Source organism: Flavobacterium pectinovorum (assembly GCF_900142715.1).
Taxonomy (GTDB): Bacteria; Bacteroidota; Bacteroidia; order Flavobacteriales; family Flavobacteriaceae; genus Flavobacterium; species Flavobacterium pectinovorum.
Genome location: NZ_FRBX01000002.1, coordinates 675,277 through 694,427 on the forward strand (window position 1 = coordinate 675,277; position 19,151 = coordinate 694,427).

The window sequence follows — 19,151 nt, forward strand, 5'->3', positions numbered from 1 at the left end:
TTATGAAAAAAATTATACTAGTATGTTTATATCTGCTTTTTGTCACTGCCAATGCTCAGCAAATAACAGTGTCTCCTGCTATATTTCAGGTAAATGAACCAATAACAATTACAGTTTCGTTTGCATCACCAACTTGTAATGAAATGGGTACCAATCCTTCAAAAGTATATATGCATTCAGGAATTGGAACAGAAGCTAATCCATGGGCAACTGCAAAAGGAAATTGGGGAAATGATGACGGAATAGGCTTAATGAATGACAATGGAAATGGCACTTGGAGTATTACCATTACGCCAAGTATCTATTTTGGACTTACTGCAACACAACAAACAGATGCTACAAAAATGGGTCTGGTTTTTAGAAATGCAAATGGTTCTCAGACATTAAAGCAAGTGCCATCTTGTTCAGATTTTTTTATTAAAGTTGGTTCTTTTCAGGCAACTTTAACTGCACCATCTGAAAATAGTACTACAATTATAACTTCAGGCGCAAATTTTAATATTACCGCAACCAACACAAACGGAGCAGCAAGCTATACGCTTAAAGCAAACGGAACAACGATCGATACAAATGCGAGTACATCTTCTTATTCGTTTAATCATACCAATATATTGAGTAATCAAAGTTATGAGCTGAGTATTGTTCAGGGAGCTACAACAATAGTTAAAAAGTTTGCGATTGTTGTAAATCCCAATACAATTTCTCAAACAATGCCGACTGGTTTAGTTGATGGGATTAATTACAATTCAAATGATGCAACAAAAGCAACTTTAGTTTTAGATGCACCTTTAAAAGATTTTGTTTACGTTGCCGGAAGTTTTAATAACTGGCAGCCTTCATCGGCGTATGCCATGAAAAAAGATCCTTCTTCCGGTAAATTTTGGTTGGAATTAACAGGATTAATTTCCGGTGAAAATAACACCTATCAATATTGGGTGGTTGATGCGACACCGCTTACCAATTCGCTTTCATTAGTAAAAACAGCAGATCCTTATTCAACTTTGGTTTTGTCACCTTATGATGATCCGTGGATTCCTGCAGCTTCATATCCCAATATGCCAGTTTATCCTGCAGGACAAAATTTTGAAGTTTCTGTTTTAAAAACAGGGCAAACCCCATACAATTGGCATGTTACGAATTTTACAAAACCCGAAAAAGAGAAATTAGTAGTGTATGAAGTTTTGGTTCGTGATTTTGATGCAGCCAGAAATTATCAGAGTTTAATTGATCGAATTGAATATTTTAAAAGCCTAAAAATAAATGCAATCGAATTAATGCCGGTAATGGAATTTGAAGGCAATGAAAGCTGGGGCTATAATACTTCTTTCCACATGGCGTTGGATAAATTCTACGGAACATCGGATAAATTAAAAGAACTCATTGATTTATATCATCAAAACGGAATTGCGGTTATTCTTGATGTTGCCTTAAATCATGCTTTTGGAAGAAACCCGATGGTAAGAATGTGGATGAACGATCCTGATGGAGATGGTTTTGGTTCGCCAACGGAGGAGAATCCGTATTTTAATACCGTTGCCAAACATGCTTATAATGTGGGTGAAGATTTTAATCATCAATCCTTAAAAACGCAGAATTATGTAAATCGCGTAATCAAACAATGGATTGAAGAATACAAAATTGACGGTTTCCGTTGGGATTTAACCAAAGGATTTACCCAAAATTGTACAGCTTCTGATGGTGGTTGTACAGATAGTTATCAGCAGGACAGGGTAGATATATTAAAGAAATATGCTGATTATTCATGGAGTCTTGATCCTACACATTACACTATTTTTGAACATTTAGGAAGTGATATAGAAGAAAAAGAATGGGCCAATTATAAAATTGATGAAACGCCTAGTAAAGGTGTTATGATGTGGGGAAAAATGACGGGGCCTTATAATCAATTGTCTATGGGATATGCATCAGAAAGTGATATTTCGAGAATGACGAGTTCGAGTCACGGTTTTGTGGCAAACCGATTAATGGGTTATGCCGAAAGTCATGATGAAGAACGTCTGATGTATAAAAATGTACAATACGGAGCTTCAAGCGGAACATATAATGTTAAAGATCTAAATACAGCTTTATCAAGAATGTCTGCCATTGGCGCTGTTTCTTTACTAGTTCCCGGGCCAAAAATGATCTGGCATTTTGGAGAATTAGGCTGGGAAAACTCCATTTTTACCTGCAATGATAATTCTGTAAATAATGATTTCGATGCAATTTCCGGAGATTGTAAATTAGATACAAAACCACAACCGCAATGGGCAAATAATTGGTTAGGAAATTCAAATCGGAATAAAATTTACAACGATTGGGCAAAAATGATAACCCTTAAAACGACCGAGCCGGTATTTTTAGGAACACCAACAATAGCAAGCGTAAATTCGTTATCTGTAAATATAAAAATCAACAACAGTAATTTACCTTCCACACAATTAAAAGATGTTTTAATCATTGCCAATTTTGATGTTGTGGCTCAAAATGTTGCAACAGGTTTTCAATACACAGGAACATGGTATAATTTAATGGATAATAGCGCTATAGAAGTTACAGATGTAAACGCAACCCTAAATTTACCTGCCGGCGAATATAGAATTTATGGAAATAAAGAAGCCAGCCTGGCCATAGAAAATTTCGAAAAAGGAAATGTTGTGAGATTATATCCAAATCCGGTTTCTAATTATTTTACCTTAAATATTGCTGCAGCAAAAGTTCAGGTTTACGCAATATCCGGGCAATTGGTAAAAAGTTTTGTGCCTAATGGAAATATTGATTTTCAATTTGGTGTAAGCGATTTAAAAGCGGGACTGTATGTGGTAAAAGCTTTTGATCAAAATGGTAAAATCCAGGTGATGAAGTTTATTAAAAAATAAATTTCACAACAAGATTTTGGTTTTGTTAGTAATGCGAAAGGGTTGTCTGGAAACAGGCAACCCTTTTATTTTTCTTTCATTTCTTTTCATTGTATTCGCCAATTACGGCAAAATAACCAAAAGTTCCCAGACCTAAAACAATTAAAGGTGTCAGAATAAATAAAATGATGATTCCAAAGACTAAATCGTCTTGTTTGTCTGATAATAGTTTGGGTAAGCCAAATTCAAAGACACAAAAATAAGCTGCAGCCACAGCTAAAATAACCCATAAAACACCTAAAATTTGTTTGATTGCATTCATAATTATTTATATTAAAGGTGATTCGTTTTGTTTTTATTATCAATATATACCATTCCAATTACAAAGCATATCGAAGCAATTATAATAGGATACCAAAGACCGTCAAGATAAAATTCCGGTTTTCCTGCCTCTTTAGAATGCGTTACAAAATAGGTTGAAATTGCCGGAAGCAAACCTCCAAAAATTCCGTTTCCTACATGATAAGGAAGAGACATCGAAGTATACCTGATTTTCGTTGGAAACATTTCTACTAAAAATGCCGCAATTGGTCCATACACCATCGTAACAAATAAAACCTGAACGAAAATTAAAAAAATCAAAGTCCATTCGTCATTTGTATTGATACTAATTGATGTATTAACCTGAGCTTCTTTTTTGTTTTTAGTATACGTTTTTTTCTCTGTTAAGGTTGTGCCGTCAGTATATTTTTTTTGATTTGTAACTATAGAATCATTGATTTTACTGGTTTCAACAACTTGTTTCGTTTCCTGTACAATTTCAGTTTTATTTTTTAAATCGGTTGTTTCGTACATCATTTTATAGATAGGCCTATATAATAAAACAGCAATCAGCATTCCGCCCATCATAATATATTTTCGTCCTATTTTATCGCTAAGCCATCCAAAAACAATAAAAAACGGAGTTCCTAATAATAAGGCAATTCCAAGTAATTCATCAACCTGTGAGGAATCAACATTCATTACCGTTTTCATGAAACTCATTGCGTAAAACTGTCCGGTGTACCAAACAACACCTTGTCCCATTGTGGCGCCAAATAAAGCCAATAAGACAAATTTTAAATTATATCGGTTTCCAAAACTTTCTTTTAGAGGATTTGTACTGGTTGTACCTTCTTTTTTAGCTTTTGCAAATACAGGAGATTCATCCATATTTTTTCGAATTAAATACGAAACTCCAACCATTACGATCGAAACCCAAAAAGGTACGCGCCATCCCCAAGAATCAAAATCTTCAGCCGAAAGCACATTTTTTGTAGCCAGAATTACCATTAATGAAATGAATAAACCAACTGTAGCCGTGGTTTGAATCCATGATGTCCAATATCCTTTTTGTCCGGCGGGAGCGTGTTCTGCTACATACGTCGCGGCACCACCGTATTCTCCTCCAAGTGCGAGACCCTGTAATAAACGAAGAATTAAAACCAATAAAGGGGCTAGAAAACCGATCGTTTCATAACTTGGAATACAGCCTATTAAAAAAGTAGAACCACCCATCAATAATAAGGTAGCCATAAAAGTATATTTTCTACCAATAATATCACCAAGTCTTCCGAAGAACAATGCTCCAAACGGGCGAACTACAAATCCTGCCGCAAAAGTGGCCAATGTAGATAAAAAAGCTGCAGTTGGATTATCGCTTGGAAAGAATTTTGTTGAAATTACAACAGCTAAACTTCCAAAAATGTAGAAGTCATACCATTCAATCATTGTACCCATTGATGAGGCAGAAATTACTTTCCAAATGCCTTTTGTAGAAGTTTTACCCATAAATAGCTCTTGTGTTCTTATTAGTAAAGAAAAGTATAAAGTATTATTTTACGAATATAAAAGATATTTTTTTATTTAATTGATACTTTTTTAACAAAATCATATAATTGTTTAATTTACACTTTTTGGTAATTGAAAGTTTACAAATTGGGGTGTTTTTTACCGCTAAGGCGCAAAGAAAAAGCGCAAAGTTCGCAAAGATTTTATTAAGCTCATATAAAAGCAAAGGTTCGCAAAGCTTTGATAATTAGCTTTGCGAACCTTTGCGTAAATCTTAGCGTTTCTTTGCGGTAAATTTTATTGGATTTTGGAATTTAAAAAATTGGAATTTCCCCAAAAAGTATTAAAAACAAAAAACCCGAATATTGCTATTCGGGTTTTGGTGGTACCTCCAGTCCCGAGGCTTCGGGAGAACCAGGGACATTATGGTTTTCTTTTAGACAAGATATCTTTTAAAATAGAAGGATCTGCAATTATTTTGTTATTAAAAGTTTTACTTTTCATTCTTTTAATAAATTTTTCTAAATAAACAGCTTCTTCTCTGTCAATACAATCGACGGTTAAAACAATTTTCCAATCTTCAGCTATTTTGGTAAATGAGTTTGAGTAAAAATGGTTTTGATGTTTCTCAATTCTACTTTCTAAATCGTTGGTTTCGCCAATATAAAATTTTTGAGATGAATCTGAGTAAAGAATATATAAGTAATGCATTTGTAGAAAGTATTAAAAACAAAAAACCCGAATATTGCTATTCGGGTTTTGGTGGTACCTCCAGGGATCGAACCAGGGACACATGGATTTTCAGTCCATTGCTCTACCATCTGAGCTAAGGTACCGTTGTGCGGTTAATGCGGGTGCAAAGATAGAATCATTTTTCGTTTATCCAAAACATTTTTTTAAAAAAATCAATTCGTACCTTCGCATTGGTAAATAAAAAAATATGGTTTTAACTGTTGATGTTGGAAATACTCGAATTAAAGCGGCTGTCTTTGAGGGAAGTAAAGTTCTTGAAAATTTCGTTTTTGAGAAAAATGAACTCGAAAAAAAAATTGAAAAAATTTTAAAAAAGTTTTCAAATTGTTCTGATTTAGTTGTTGCATCGGTTGGAAACATCGAAAAACAATCTTTTTTGGCTTTCGAAAAAGAACTCAATATTCATTTTTTAACGCATGAGGATATTTTTCCCTTTATAAATAAATATGCGACACCAAAAACGTTAGGAATCGACAGAATGGTTTTGGCTGCGGGAGCAACTTTACAATTTCCAAAACAAAACAGGTTAGTTATTGATGCGGGAACTTGCATTACCTACGATTTTGTCGACGAAAACGACAATTATTTGGGCGGAGCTATTTCTCCGGGCCTGCGATTACGTTATGAAGCTTTGCATAATTACACGGCCAAGCTGCCTTTGCTGGCTTTAGAGTTGCCTGATTCATATATAGGAAACTCGACCCAACAAGCCATTCATTCTGGAGTTGTTAATGGTTTCGTCTATGAGATTGACGGTTTTATCGATGAATATAGCACAAACTTTTCAAATTTTATAATAATTTTAACGGGTGGCGATGCAGAATTTTTGGCTAAACGATTAAAAAATACCATATTTGCCAATTCAAATTTCCTTCTGGAAAGTTTGAACCAAACATTTCAATATAAAATCGACAATGATTAAAAAAATTATAATAAGTGCTTGTTTACTTATCTCGTTCGTTTCATTTGCTCAGCAAGGTACTTCGTCACCATATTCTTTTTACGGAATTGGAGAATCAAGATTTAAAGGAACCCTTGAAAACAGATCGATGGCCGGGGTTGCAGTAGAACAGGATAGTATTCACTTGAATATTGAAAATCCGGCAAGTTATGCCAGTCTTGGACAAACGACTTTTACAGTTGGAGGAACTTTTGGAACGAATAATATAAAAAGCAGCACTGAGTCTTCAAAAGCGCAAAGATCAACTTTTGATTATTTAGCATTAGGGATTCCAATGGGTAAATTTGGAGCCGGTTTTGGTTTAGTGCCTTTGTCTTCTGTAGGGTATAAAATTTCAGATCTAAACCCGACACAAGGAGGAGTAAACAGTCAGCTTGAAGGAAAAGGTGGCGTAAACAAAGTTTTCCTTGGTTTAGGTTATAAAATTACACCAAAATGGAATATTGGAGCAGATGTACAATATAACTTTGGTAAAATTTCAACAACTACTATAGAAGCCGTTACCGGAGTTCAAAGTGCTACAAGAGAAACCAATGCTTCTGAATTATCAGGTGTGAATTTTAATATTGGTACAATGTATCAAACTAAAATTGATAAAAAATTAAATCTATATACTAGTTTAAACTACACTTTTGCAAGTACATTAACTTCAGACAGTTCAAGAATTATTGAAGTTGACGGAGATCCGGATGAGGTAACCGGTGATCCTGTTGAAAATACGTTGAAATTGCCAAACAAAATAACGTTTGGTGCAGGTGTTGGAGAAGCCAGAAAATGGTTGGTAGGTACAACAATAGCTTTTCAGGGAGACGGGAAACTTAATAATTATTACAACTCAAGTGATAATGTTCGTTACGAAAAGTATTCTAAATATGCAGTTGGAGGATATTATGTGCCAAATTACAGCTCTTTTTCAAGTTATTTTAGCAGAATCACTTATAGAGCAGGTCTTAAATTTGAAAAAACAGGATTAATAGTAAATAATGAATCAATTAATGATGTTGGAATGTCTTTAGGTGCAGGTTTTCCAATTACAGGAACTTTTTCAAACGTAAATTTCGGAATCGAGTTTGGTAAAAAAGGGACAACATCTGCAGGTTTAGTTCAGGAAAACTATTTAAATTTTAGCTTAAGTTTCTCTTTTAACGATAAATGGTTCGTGAAAAGTAAATTCAATTAAGCATAAGGTTTTATGTTTTTTTAAGCTCACTACAATTTACTACATTTGGCAAATGAATTTACCAAAGAGATATATAATAAACGCTGTCACAGTTTTTGCTGTGACACTGTTTTTTGGATGCGAAAGTAATTTTAAAGAAGTTCAGAAAATTAACTTTTCAGAGTTTGTTCCGGGAAGTGATGCTGATACTGTCGATATAAAATATACAGATTCAGGACGCATAACCGGAGTTCTTAAAAGCCGAAAAATGCTGGATTATTCTAATCTTGATTTTCCGTTTACAGAATTTCCTGAAGGAATTGACGTTACTTTGTATGATAAAAATCAAAAGCGTACTTTTATAAGATCCAATTATGCTGTTTCATATAAGCAAACCGGGATTATTGATTTGCAGGGAAAAGTAAAAATCACTTCAGAAACAGGTCAGATGTTAGAAACAGAACAGTTGTATTTTGATCAGAAAAACGAATGGTTTTATACCGAGAGGAAGTTTAAATTAACAGATGCAAAAGGAGTTTCGTACGGGCAGGGAATTGACTTCAGCAAAGATTTTAAAGTAATAAACTCACAAAGAGTAACCGGCGAATTAGAAGCCGAAGAATAAAATAAAGATTATGGGCATTTTAAAATACACACAATACCTTTACTTAATAATTGCAGTTGCGTTTATTTATGACGGAATTACAAAGTTAAATGATCCTACCGGAAATCCCTGGTTAAGCTTTTTGATTGCCGCAGTGAGTGTTTTTATGTTTTTCTTCAGAAGAAAATATGCTAAAAGATTTGATGATCATTATAAAAAACAATAAAAAATGGAAATTAGTATTATAATACTATGTTTAATACTATCAGCCTTTTTTTCAGGAATGGAAATAGCTTTTGTTTCCTCCAATAAAATTTATCTTGAAATAGAAAAAAAGCAAGATAATTTTCTTTCTCAAATCTTAACGAAACTTACCCAAAATCCGTCAAAATTTATTGCTGCTATGCTTATTGGCAACAATATAGCTCTTGTAGTTTACGGTTTTTTTATGGGAGATGTAGTCCTGAAATGTATTGCTCATTTAGGATATCAGTTTTCAAATATTACCAGTTTATTGGTTCAGACCGTGATTTCTACTTTTGTAGTTTTGGTAACGGCTGAGTTTTTTCCCAAAGTTTTTTTTCAGATTTATGCCAATTCCCTGATTAAGATTTTTGCTATTCCGGCTTATTTGTTTTACAGGTTGTTTTATTATATTTCGACTTTTTTCATCTGGATTTCAGATTTTATTTTAAGAAAGTTTTTTAAAACAGAAGGCGATCAGGTTCAATTGTATTTTAGCAAAATAGAGTTAGGAAATTATATCACCGAACAAATGAGTTCTGTAGAAGAAAATGACGAAGTCGATTCAGAAATTCAGATCTTTCAAAATGCTTTAGAATTTTCGGGTGTTAAAGCGCGCGATATCATGACACCTCGCACGGAAATTGTTGATATTGATATATTTGCAGGTGTTTCAGAGCTTAAGGAATTATTTATTGAAACAGGTTATTCTAAAATTGTAGTAAGCCAAAACTCACTTGATGATATTGTAGGCTACGTGCATTCTTTTGATTTGTTTAAAAAGCCTAAAACAATTAAATCGGTTTTGATGACGGTTGAGTTTGTGCCTGAAACAATTTCAATAAAAGACGCTTTAAATTTGTTAATCAAAAAGCGAAAAAACGTTGCCGTTGTTTTAGATGAACATGGTGGAACTTCGGGAATTATAACAATAGAAGATATTGTAGAAGAGCTTTTTGGTGAAATTGAAGATGAACACGATTTAGATGAAGAATTAATAGAGCAGGAGCTTGGTGACGGTCAATATTTGTTTTCGACACGTTTAGATGTTGAATATTTAAATGAAACATATAAATTAGACATTCCTGAAGAAGATTCTTACGGAACATTAGGTGGTTTTATCGTGAATTCTACAAAAGAAATACCTCAAAAAGGAGAAAAAATCGTGATTGATCACTTCCATTTTGTGGTTGAAGAAGCGTCAAACAAGAAAATTGAATTGGTAAAAATGACGATAAAAGAGTGATTTTTTCATTAATTAAAAAAAAATGTCGAAAATAAAACACTAGTTGTATTGTTATTAACTAGATAATTGTATTTTCGCAAACTGAATATAAAATTAACGATAATAAAAATGGCAGTTTTAGCAAAAATTAGACAGCGTTCCGCTTTATTGATAGGAGTTATTGCACTTGCATTATTTGCATTTATAATACAAGATCTTTTCACAAGAGGAAGCTTCGGTCAGAGTTCAAAAGATGTAGGAAGCATCGATGGAAAAGATATTTCATTTGAAGACTTTAGAGTTAAAGTTAGTAATGTTGAAAAAAGTGGGCAAGGAATTACTTCCACTGAAGCTGCAAACAGAGTTTGGGATCAAGAGGTTTCAATTGCTTTATTGTCATCTCAGTTTGACAAATTAGGATTGAGAGTTGGAGAAAAACACCTTTTGGAAGTTTTAAAAACTGACCCAAATATTGGTAAAAATCCAATGTTTTTAAACGCAGCAGGTGCTTTTGACGTAGCTAAATTTAAAGAGTACTTTAAAACAAATCCTGAAGCAGCACAATATATTTCTGCAAAAGAAAAAGATGCTGAATTAAACGCAAAATTCCAAATCTACAATACATTAGTAAAATCAGGTCTTTACACAACTGCTAGTGAAGGGAAATTGAAATATGAAATGGAAGCTAATAAAGTAAACTTTGCTTATGCTGCCGGATTATATTCTTCAATTAAAGATAGTGATGTAAAAATTTCTGATGATGAAATTGTTGATTATATGAAGAAAAACGAGAAAAAATTCAAAGCGGATGAAACTCGTGAAATTCAATATGTTTTAGTTGAAGACAAAGCTTCAAAAGAAGATGAGGCTGAAATTAAAGCTAAAATTACTGCTTTATTAAACGGAAGAGTAGAATATAATGCAAAAACAGGTAAAAACGATACTTTGCCAGGTTTTAGAAACGCAACAAACATTGCCGAATTTGTAAATGCAAATTCTGATGTTCCTTACGATTCTACATATGTAGCTAAAAATAATTTACCTGCAGTTGATGCTGATAAATTATTCAGCTTGCCTGCCGGAGCGATCTACGGACCTTATGTTTACGGAAGATATTATGCTATATCTAAATCTTTAGGATTTAAATCTGGTGTTAATGCAAAAGCAAGTCATATTTTAATTGGTTACGAAGGATCTCAAACTCCTAACGCAAAAGAAAAAAGAACAAAAGAAGAAGCTAAAGCTAAAGCTGAAGGAATCCTGGCTCAGGTTCAGGCAAATCCTGATAGTTTCATGATGTTGGCTTTTACAAGTTCTGATGATTCATCTGCACAGCAAGGTGGTGATTTAGGATATTTTGGTCCAAACCAAATGGTAAAACCATTCAATGATTTTGTATTCAATAATGGAATTGGAAAAGTTGGTTTAGTTGAAACTCAATTTGGATTTCACATTATCAAAATTACAGATAAACAAGACGGAATTCGTTTAGCTACAATTGCTCAAAAAATAGAGCCTTCTGAAGCTACTTCTGATAAAGTATTTACATTAGCAACTAAATTCGAAATGGACGCTGCTGATAAAGATTTTAACGCAACAGCAAAAGCTTTAGGTTTAAAAGCTGCTGCTCCTGTAACTGCAAAAGCTATGGATGAAGCGTTTGGTCCTTTAGGGAATCAACGTAACATTGTAAGATGGGCATTTGACAAGGAAACAAAAATCGGTGATGTAAAACGTTTTGAATTAGCTAATATTGGTCACGTAATCGCACAATACAAAAGCGAAAACAAATCAGGTTTAGTATCTGTAACTGTTGCAAGACCTTATGTTGAGCCAATCTTGAAAAACAAGAAAAAAGCAGAAATGCTTAAAGCTAAAATGACAGGTTCAAATCTTGAAGCTATTGCTAAAAGTGCCGGAGTTGCTGTTCAACAAGCTACTGATGTAACTTTGGATAATCCTGTTTTACCTGGTGGAGTTGGGCAAGAGCCTAAAGTTGTTGGAACTGCATTTGCTTTAGGAGCAAATAAAGTTTCTGCTCCAATTGAAGGAAATACTGGGGTGTATGTTGTAAAAAACATTAGTACAGTAAAAGCTCCTGCAATTGCTAACCATGCAGAATATGTTGCAAAAATAAAAACTCAAACTGCATCTGATGCAAGCAGAATTTTACCAGCGTTAAAAAACAATGCTAAAATTGAAGATAACAGATTGCAATTTAATTACTAGTCTATACTAGTAAATAAAAAAAAATATAAAACCCGAAATGTTCATTTGAATGTTTCGGGTTTTTTTATGCGTTTAAGGTTTTTAAAGTAATTTTTAGTCAAATTTTTAAAACTAAAACGAGCAATTTCTCGTATATCATTCCGAACAAGAACTGTAATTTATAAATTGCTTTAATTAGCAATTAAATGCTTTTTTGTTTCCGTTAATTTAGACAAATTCAGAATAATTTTGTAATAATTACATGTCTATTTTTGATAATTCTATAGGAATAATCGAAATATAATTTAAAAAATTTGTGATATTCAAAATATTGCAGTTTATTTGTCGAAATTTTCAACACAAAATACCAACTAAAATTCCAAAACAAGAATGAGTAAGTACTTTAATAATCAGGCATTTAATTTTTGTTATGTTTAAGTTTTTGTTTAGAAGAAAAGCTAAAGTATACACCAAAATTGAGAATCATATTTTTGGGATAATTACCGAGCTTTTGAAGGTAAGCAGTACTGACATCAATGTTGATGAATTGGGAGGAAAGTATTATTTAAGTAATGAAGAACAACATTTCAAGGTTACGATATTGAGTAACGATTATGTTATCAGACTTACTAATACTCGTGATTCTGTTGCTGAAAAATACGATAAGTTTTTTGTAGAAGATGTTTTAAAAGCGGTAAAAGAAGAGAAACATCGCAGAATGGAACTAGTTTATGATTCTATTACAAATAGTATAGAAAAAATGGCAGAACGCCTGCATAATACTCTTATAGAATCTAACGAACAAGAAAACCAAAAAGTACGCCGACTTGAAACCTCTAAACAAGTTAGGAACAAGAAAGTAAATTAATAAATTGCAGAGAGATAATTTACACTTGTAAAATCATTTCATCATAAGTCAAAATAGTTTCGTATCCTTTCGTAGTAAAATAAGCTTTTGGATCTTCTTTAGAAATTACCATTACAAAATCGCCGCCCCAAGCCCCAAGACTTTTTATTACGCCATTAAAATCAGAAAAAGCTATTTCTTTGATTGTTCTTGTTTCCAGGATATTACTTAAATGAATTTCATGTTTTTCTACTGCTAGCGCAAATTCTTTTAGAGTCTTGGCATTTAAAATAGCGTCTGTGATTTTATTGTTTTTAGCAACATTCTCTGCTAAATGTTCGTTCCTGTTATTATAGTATGCTTTTATTGCTGATTTGCTATTCTGTTTTTTATTCAAATAAACGAAGTAAATGTTTTCTTTAAAAGCCGGATTAAAAACTACCGGTTTCACAGCATTATTTTCAACCTGATATAAAATAGGAGTATTATTTTGTGCGCAGGCAATATCATATCCGCTGCCTCCGAAACTGTTATTAAGTAAAGTAAACGCATTTATCTTTGCCCATTGCGCAATATTATTTATTAAGGTAGAGGAAGTACCCAATCCCCATTTTCTGGGAAATGTAAGATGCGTACTTGCCTTAAATCCGTTAGAATTATTAATAAAATCAGGATTTAATACATAAGCTTCGTGCAGAATATTGATTAAAGTTGTTTTTACAGTTTCTGATTCCGGAATGGTTTTGTTTATAATTTCAGAAAACGAAATAACATCTTCAAACCAAAGATGATCATCATAGTCGTAACTTTTCCATTCTATTGTCTGGTCGGTTCCTTCTTCGATAATCAAATCCTGACCAAATTTTGTAGGCAAAGCAAAAGCATTAGCGCCGTCTAAAACAAGATATTCTCCGGAAATTAAAAGTTTTCCGTTACTGTAAAAGGTTGTTTTCATTCTATAATTTTTTCAAGGAAATTGCAATCTTTTATCCCGAAGCCTCGGGACTAAATTCCAATTATTGTAGGGAGTTGGAATTTGGGATTTTTATTTGGAAACTATAATTTTTGAAATTTATTAATCAATTATTTTCTTATATTCTCAATAAATTCAACTACCGCGCTATGCGAAACGGTGTTCTTTTTGAAATGAGCTTTAATTAAATGGCGTTCTTCTTCGTTGGCTTCAAATTGATTAATGATGTTGTTTAAATGCATTTTCATGTGCCCTTCCTGAATTCCGGTTGTAGTTAAAGAACGTAAGGCAGCAAAATTTTGCGCCAAACCTGCAACGGCAACAATTTGCATTAATTCTTCTGCAGAAGGTTTTTCCAGCATTTCAAGACATAATTTTACTAAAGGATGTAACGAAGTTAATCCGCCAACGGTTCCTAAAGCAAGTGGAATTTCCAACCAAAAGGTAAATATTCCGTTTTCGATTTTAGCATGTGATAAACTGGCATATTGACCATTACGTGATGCATAAGCATGTACACCGGCTTCTACAGCTCTAAAATCGTTTCCCGTTGCCAAAATTACAGCATCAACACCATTCATGATCCCTTTGTTGTGTGTTACGGCTCTAAAGGGCTCAATTTCTGCAATTTGCACTGCCTGAACAAAGCGTTCTGCAAAATCCTGTGGATTTGTAATGTGTTTTTCGGTTAAATCTTCAATTGGGCAGGAAACTTCGGCGCGAACAAGACAATTCGGAACATAATTAGATAAAATGCTCATAATTACGTTGATCGCTTCTTCTTCTGAAAACAATTCAGAATTTTGAAACTCCTCTTTTAAAGTCGTTGCAAATTGTTCTAAACAAGAGTTAATGAAATTTGCGCCCATGCTGTCTTTGGTTTCAAAAGTAGCATGAAGCTGAAAATAATTTTCTAGTAAACTTCTTTTGTCTTTTAATTTAATATCTAAAATTCCACCGCCACGCTGTTGCATGTTTTTGGTAATGCTTTGCGTTTCTGAGAAAAACTTAGGTTTTATTTGGTCAAAGAACGATTGTAGTTTTTCTGCATCTCCATTAAAAGTAAAATGAACCTGACCAATCTTTTCGGTGTTAATAACTGTTGCTTTAAAACCACCGCGAGTTGCCCAATATTTTGCTGATTTTGAAGCAGCAGCTACAACTGAACTTTCTTCAATTGCCATTGGAATGGTTTTGTATTTTCCGTTGATTAAAAAATTGGGTGCTACGCCAAGCGGAATATAAAAATTAGTAATCGTATTTTCTATAAATTCATCATGTAGCTGTTGAAGCTTTTCATCTGAATTCCAGTAATTTCTTATTATATTAAGCGCTTCTTCGGGAGTAGAAAAGTATTCATTGGCGATCCAGTTTATTTTTTCTTTTTTGGATAATTTCGAAAATCCGGCAACAGCATTGTTCATTTTCAGTATTTTAAATAATAATGTTGCGGCAAAGATACCAATTTAAGAGTTTTGTTTATAATCTATTTAAAATTGAAAAATACGCAATCGTTATTTTTTTTAACATTTAACACTTAAAATGTGTATTATGTTTATTTTTTTCACTAAAATTGGGCTCTTTTTTATATTTAAATTAATTCAAATGAATACAAGTAAAATTACTGTTATACTTTTGTTTTTAGTTGCTACGGTTTTTGGGCAACAAAAAATTACTGTTGAGAATATTTATGGTGGAGCATTTCGTGCCAAAGGAATGGATGAATTGCAATCTTTGAAAAATACAGACCAATATACTGTATTGAATGTTGACAACGCCAGCAGAAGTATGCAAATTGATTTATACGATTTTGCAACGCTTAAAAAAGTATCTAATTTAATTGATACAAAAAACCATAAGGAATTAGCAGACGGAATTGACAGTTATACTTTTGATGCATCAGAAAAAAAGATTTTAATTGCTTGTAACACGAATCAAATTTTCCGCCACTCTTTTACGGCAGATTATTTTTTATATGATATTGCTTCTAAATCATTAACGAAGCTTTTTGATTTTCAGGTTCAGGAACCAACTTTTTCTCCTGACGGAACTAAAATCGCTTATGCTAAAGAAAACAATCTTTATGTTTATGATGTAGCTTCAAAAAAATCAACAGCGGTTACTACAGATGGAAAGAAAAATGCAGTGATCAACGGTATTACGGACTGGGTTTATGAAGAGGAATTTGCTTTTGTTCGTGCTTTTGACTGGAGTAAAGACAGTAAAAAATTAGCTTATATTCGTTTTGACGAAAGTGCCGTTCCGGAATTTTCAATGTCAATCTTCAAAAAAGACTTGTATCCAACAGTTGAAACATTCAAATATCCTAAAGCCGGAGAAAAAAATTCTGTAGTTTCATTACATATATATGATGCGGCTGCAAATGCAACGAAAAAAGTTGATTTAGGGAATTATAAAGATTTTTATATTGCAAGATTACAATGGACAAATGATAATAATACATTATGTGCTCAGGTTTTAAACCGTCATCAGGATAATCTTGATTTATTATTTGTAGATGGAACTACGGCTGCTGCAAAAGTGGTTTTAAATGAAAAAGACAAAGCTTATGTTGATGTGACAGATAACTTAACTTTCTTAAAAGACAACAGTTTTATCTGGACAAGCGAAAAAGACGGTTTTAATCATATTTATGTGTATGATAAAACCGGAAAACTTAAAAATCAGGTTACAAAAGGAAACTGGGAAGTAGTGTCTTACTATGGTTTCGACGAAAAAAATAAAACTATTTTCTATCAATCTACAGAAAATGGTTCAATCAACAGAGATATTTACAGAATTGGTTTAGACGGAAAAAACAAAGTACGTTTAACTTCAAAAGTTGGAACAAGTGCTGCTACTTTCAGTCCAAATTTCCAATATTTCATTACAACTTTTTCCAGCAATTTAGTGCCAACGACTTATACCTTGAATGAGTCAAAAACTGGAAAAGAAATTCAGGTTATCGAAAACAATCAGGCTCTTGCAGATAAATTGAAAGGATATAATCTTCCTGCTAAAGAATTTTTTGTTTTAAAAACAGCAAAAGGAAACGAACTTAATGCATGGATTTTAAAACCAAAAGATTTTGATCCTTCAAAAAAATATCCGGTTTTCATGTACCAATATTCTGGTCCGGGATCTCAACAAGTAAATAACGACTGGAACAATACAGATGATTACTGGTTCTTATCTCTTACTCAACAAGGTTATATTGTAGCTTGTGTTGATGGTAGAGGTACTGGTTTTAAAGGTGCTGACTTCAAAAAAGTAACACAGAAAGAATTAGGAAAATACGAAGTAGAAGATCAAATTGATGCTGCAAAAGTAATTGGAGCTTATCCTTATGTTGATGCTTCAAGAATTGGAATCTTCGGATGGAGCTATGGAGGTTTTATGGCTTCAAACTGTATTTTTCAAGGAAACAATGTGTTTAAAATGGCAATCGCTGTTGCTCCGGTAACAAACTGGAGATTTTATGACAGTGTTTATACAGAAAGATACATGCAGACTCCACAGGAAAATGCAAGCGGTTATGATCAAAATTCTCCAATAAATCACGTTGACAAATTAAAAGGTAAATTTTTATTGATTCACGGTTCTGGTGATGATAACGTACATGTGCAAAATTCTATGCAAATGATGGAAGCGTTAATTCAGGCTAATAAACAATTCGATTCTCAAATATATCCAGATAAAAACCACGGTATTTACGGAGGTAAAACAAGAATTCAGCTTTATAACAAAATGACTAATTTTATCAAAGAAAATTTATAGTATAACTTTATCAACTTTTAAAAAATAATGAATAATATGGAAGAAACTCAAGTAAAAACGGCGCATCCAAAAGGACTGTGGGTTTTGTTCGGGACGGAGATGTGGGAGCGGTTCAATTTTTATGGAATGCGGGCTTTATTGACTTTATTTCTTGTAAACTCATTATTAATGAAAGAAGAAGAAGCCTCGCTGATTTATGGAGGTTTTCTTGGGCTTTGTTATCTGACACCAATGTTAGGTGGTTTTGTTGCCGATCGTTTTTTAGGTAACAGAAATTGTATTCTTTTAGGTGGATTATTGATGGCAATTGGCCAGATGTTATTATTTACCAGTGGAAGTATTTTTGAGGCGAACCTGCCTTTGGCTAAAATCATTATGTATTCTGCTTTAGGTGTTATTGTTTTTGGTAATGGATTCTTCAAACCAAATATCTCGAGTATGGTGGGAAGTTTGTATCCAAAACAGGAAAAAACAAAACTGGATACTGCCTTTACTATTTTTTACATGGGTATTAATATCGGTGCTTTCTTAGGGCAGTCAATTTGTCCTTTGTTAGGAGATGTTAAAGATTCTGGAGGAATTAGAGATATTCACGCTTTTAGATGGGGTTTCATGGCAGCTTCTGGTGCTATGCTTATCGGAACTGTTCTTTTTTACTTCTTAAAAAACAAATATGTGGTTTCTCCTGAAGGAAGACCATTAGGAGGTTTACCTTCTAAAAATGTTGCAGAAGATTTTGAAGAAGGAGAAGCACAAAAAGCAAATTTTTCTAATAAAGCTTTAACTATTGCGGGAATTGCATTTATCGCTTTAGGTTTCTTTTTTCATTATGTTGTAGGTCAGAATTTAATTTATACTTTGATTTATTCCAGCGGTTTGGCTTTGGCCGGATTAATTATTTCAGATACGTCTTTAACAAAAATTGAAAGAGACAGAATTATTGTAATTTACATTGTCTCGTTCTTTATTATTTTCTTCTGGGCCGCTTTTGAACAAGCTGGTTCATCTTTAACTTTTATTGCAGACAATCAAACAGACAGACATTTCTTTGGCTATCTAATGCCTCCATCAATGGTTCAGATTTTCAACGGATTATTTGTGGTTGTTATGGCTGTTCCTTTCAGTATTTTATGGGATACTTTGAGAGCAAATCAAAAAGAACCTATTTCTCCTGTAAAGTTAGCTGCCGGACTAGTGATAATCTGTATTAGTTTCTTTATGATTGCCACTCAGGTTTCATATATTGGAACTTCAGGACTGTTATTAGTAAAATGGCTTATCTTATTGTATTTCTTAAATACATGTGCTGAGTTGTGTTTATCACCAATTGGTTTATCATTGGTAGGTAAGTTATCTCCAAAACGTTTTGCATCATTATTATACGGAGTATTCTTTTTGTCGAATGCGTCTGGTTATGCTTTAGGAGGAACTTTGGGTTCTATCTTGCCTGCAACCGGAGATAAATTTGCAAAAGCAAAAGAATTAGGAATTGATCTTCAAGCGGTTTTAGATAATAAAATTACACCAACTGCAGAGCAATTAGCCTTGTTGGATAAACACCAAATTAGTGCTCATAATCACTTTTTTGCCGGATTTGAAATTCATAATTTATACGAGTTTTTCATGGTATTTGTTGTTCTTACAGGACTTGCAGCAATAATTTTGTTTGCTTTAACTCCTTTCTTGAAAAAAATGATGCATGGAGTTAGATAA

At 33.1% G+C, this 19,151-nt stretch carries 15 protein-coding genes and 1 tRNA gene; 10 read left to right on the forward strand and 6 right to left on the reverse strand.

Going from position 1 to position 19,151, the window contains the following annotated elements; all coding sequences use genetic code 11:
- Window positions 1-2 precede the first annotated feature (2 nt).
- Entirely contained in the window at window positions 3-2,879 is a 2,877-nt protein-coding gene (locus tag BUE22_RS09505) for an alpha-amylase family glycosyl hydrolase (protein ID WP_073394816.1), read from the forward strand.
- A 76-nt stretch (window positions 2,880-2,955) separates the two neighbouring features.
- Here the strand turns inward: BUE22_RS09505 and BUE22_RS09510 are convergent, their stop codons facing one another.
- The 4 genes from BUE22_RS09510 to BUE22_RS09525 all read right to left on the reverse strand — a co-directional run bounded on the left by BUE22_RS09510 (window position 2,956) and on the right by BUE22_RS09525 (window position 5,524).
- Window positions 2,956-3,180, reverse strand: a complete 225-nt coding sequence (locus BUE22_RS09510) for a DUF6814 family protein (protein WP_042563404.1) — start codon at window positions 3,178-3,180, stop codon at window positions 2,956-2,958.
- A gap of 11 nt (window positions 3,181-3,191) precedes the next feature.
- Entirely contained in the window at window positions 3,192-4,688 is a 1,497-nt protein-coding gene (locus BUE22_RS09515) for an MFS transporter (RefSeq protein ID WP_073394818.1), read from the reverse strand.
- Between the two features lie 423 nt (window positions 4,689-5,111).
- A complete protein-coding gene (locus BUE22_RS09520) occupies window positions 5,112-5,399 on the reverse strand; it encodes a GIY-YIG nuclease family protein (RefSeq protein ID WP_073394820.1) in 288 nt (95 codons plus the stop codon).
- Window positions 5,400-5,448: 49 nt separating this feature from the next.
- Window positions 5,449-5,524 (reverse strand) — tRNA-Phe (locus BUE22_RS09525).
- 104 nt (window positions 5,525-5,628) lie between these two features.
- Here BUE22_RS09525 and BUE22_RS09530 point away from each other — a divergent pair.
- From BUE22_RS09530 to BUE22_RS09560, 7 genes are all read left to right on the forward strand, one after another.
- A complete protein-coding gene (locus tag BUE22_RS09530) occupies window positions 5,629-6,363 on the forward strand; it encodes a type III pantothenate kinase (RefSeq protein WP_073394822.1) in 735 nt (244 codons plus the stop codon).
- Window positions 6,356-7,582, forward strand: coding sequence for a BamG family beta-barrel-assembly machinery protein (locus BUE22_RS09535; RefSeq protein ID WP_073394824.1), 1,227 nt, complete (start codon window positions 6,356-6,358; stop codon window positions 7,580-7,582). Before BUE22_RS09530 ends, BUE22_RS09535 begins: the two co-directional genes overlap by 8 nt.
- A gap of 52 nt (window positions 7,583-7,634) precedes the next feature.
- Complete coding sequence (lptC, locus tag BUE22_RS09540) at window positions 7,635-8,186, forward strand: LPS export ABC transporter periplasmic protein LptC (protein WP_042566073.1); 552 nt, start codon at window positions 7,635-7,637, stop codon at window positions 8,184-8,186.
- A 10-nt stretch (window positions 8,187-8,196) separates the two neighbouring features.
- Window positions 8,197-8,391 (forward strand): hypothetical protein, encoded by a 195-nt coding sequence (locus tag BUE22_RS09545; protein WP_042566074.1) that lies wholly within the window; start codon window positions 8,197-8,199, stop codon window positions 8,389-8,391.
- A 3-nt stretch (window positions 8,392-8,394) separates the two neighbouring features.
- Window positions 8,395-9,654 (forward strand): hemolysin family protein, encoded by a 1,260-nt coding sequence (locus BUE22_RS09550; protein ID WP_073394825.1) that lies wholly within the window; start codon window positions 8,395-8,397, stop codon window positions 9,652-9,654.
- Between the two features lie 108 nt (window positions 9,655-9,762).
- Complete coding sequence (locus BUE22_RS09555) at window positions 9,763-11,862, forward strand: peptidylprolyl isomerase (RefSeq protein ID WP_042566076.1); 2,100 nt, start codon at window positions 9,763-9,765, stop codon at window positions 11,860-11,862.
- A gap of 409 nt (window positions 11,863-12,271) precedes the next feature.
- Window positions 12,272-12,709: a hypothetical protein gene (locus BUE22_RS09560; RefSeq protein WP_042566077.1), complete on the forward strand. Its 438-nt coding sequence runs from the start codon at window positions 12,272-12,274 to the stop codon at window positions 12,707-12,709.
- Between the two features lie 19 nt (window positions 12,710-12,728).
- Here the strand turns inward: BUE22_RS09560 and BUE22_RS09565 are convergent, their stop codons facing one another.
- Both BUE22_RS09565 and BUE22_RS09570 read right to left on the reverse strand, forming a co-directional pair.
- Window positions 12,729-13,643: a GYDIA family GHMP kinase gene (locus BUE22_RS09565; protein ID WP_073394828.1), complete on the reverse strand. Its 915-nt coding sequence runs from the start codon at window positions 13,641-13,643 to the stop codon at window positions 12,729-12,731.
- A gap of 128 nt (window positions 13,644-13,771) precedes the next feature.
- Window positions 13,772-15,085: a hydroxymethylglutaryl-CoA reductase, degradative gene (locus BUE22_RS09570; protein ID WP_073394831.1), complete on the reverse strand. Its 1,314-nt coding sequence runs from the start codon at window positions 15,083-15,085 to the stop codon at window positions 13,772-13,774.
- A 181-nt stretch (window positions 15,086-15,266) separates the two neighbouring features.
- Here BUE22_RS09570 and BUE22_RS09575 point away from each other — a divergent pair, with 181 nt between their 5' ends.
- Both BUE22_RS09575 and BUE22_RS09580 read left to right on the forward strand, forming a co-directional pair.
- Window positions 15,267-17,438, forward strand: coding sequence for a S9 family peptidase (locus BUE22_RS09575; protein WP_073395033.1), 2,172 nt, complete (start codon window positions 15,267-15,269; stop codon window positions 17,436-17,438).
- Window positions 17,439-17,474: 36 nt separating this feature from the next.
- Window positions 17,475-19,151, forward strand: coding sequence for a peptide MFS transporter (locus tag BUE22_RS09580; protein WP_073395032.1), 1,677 nt, complete (start codon window positions 17,475-17,477; stop codon window positions 19,149-19,151).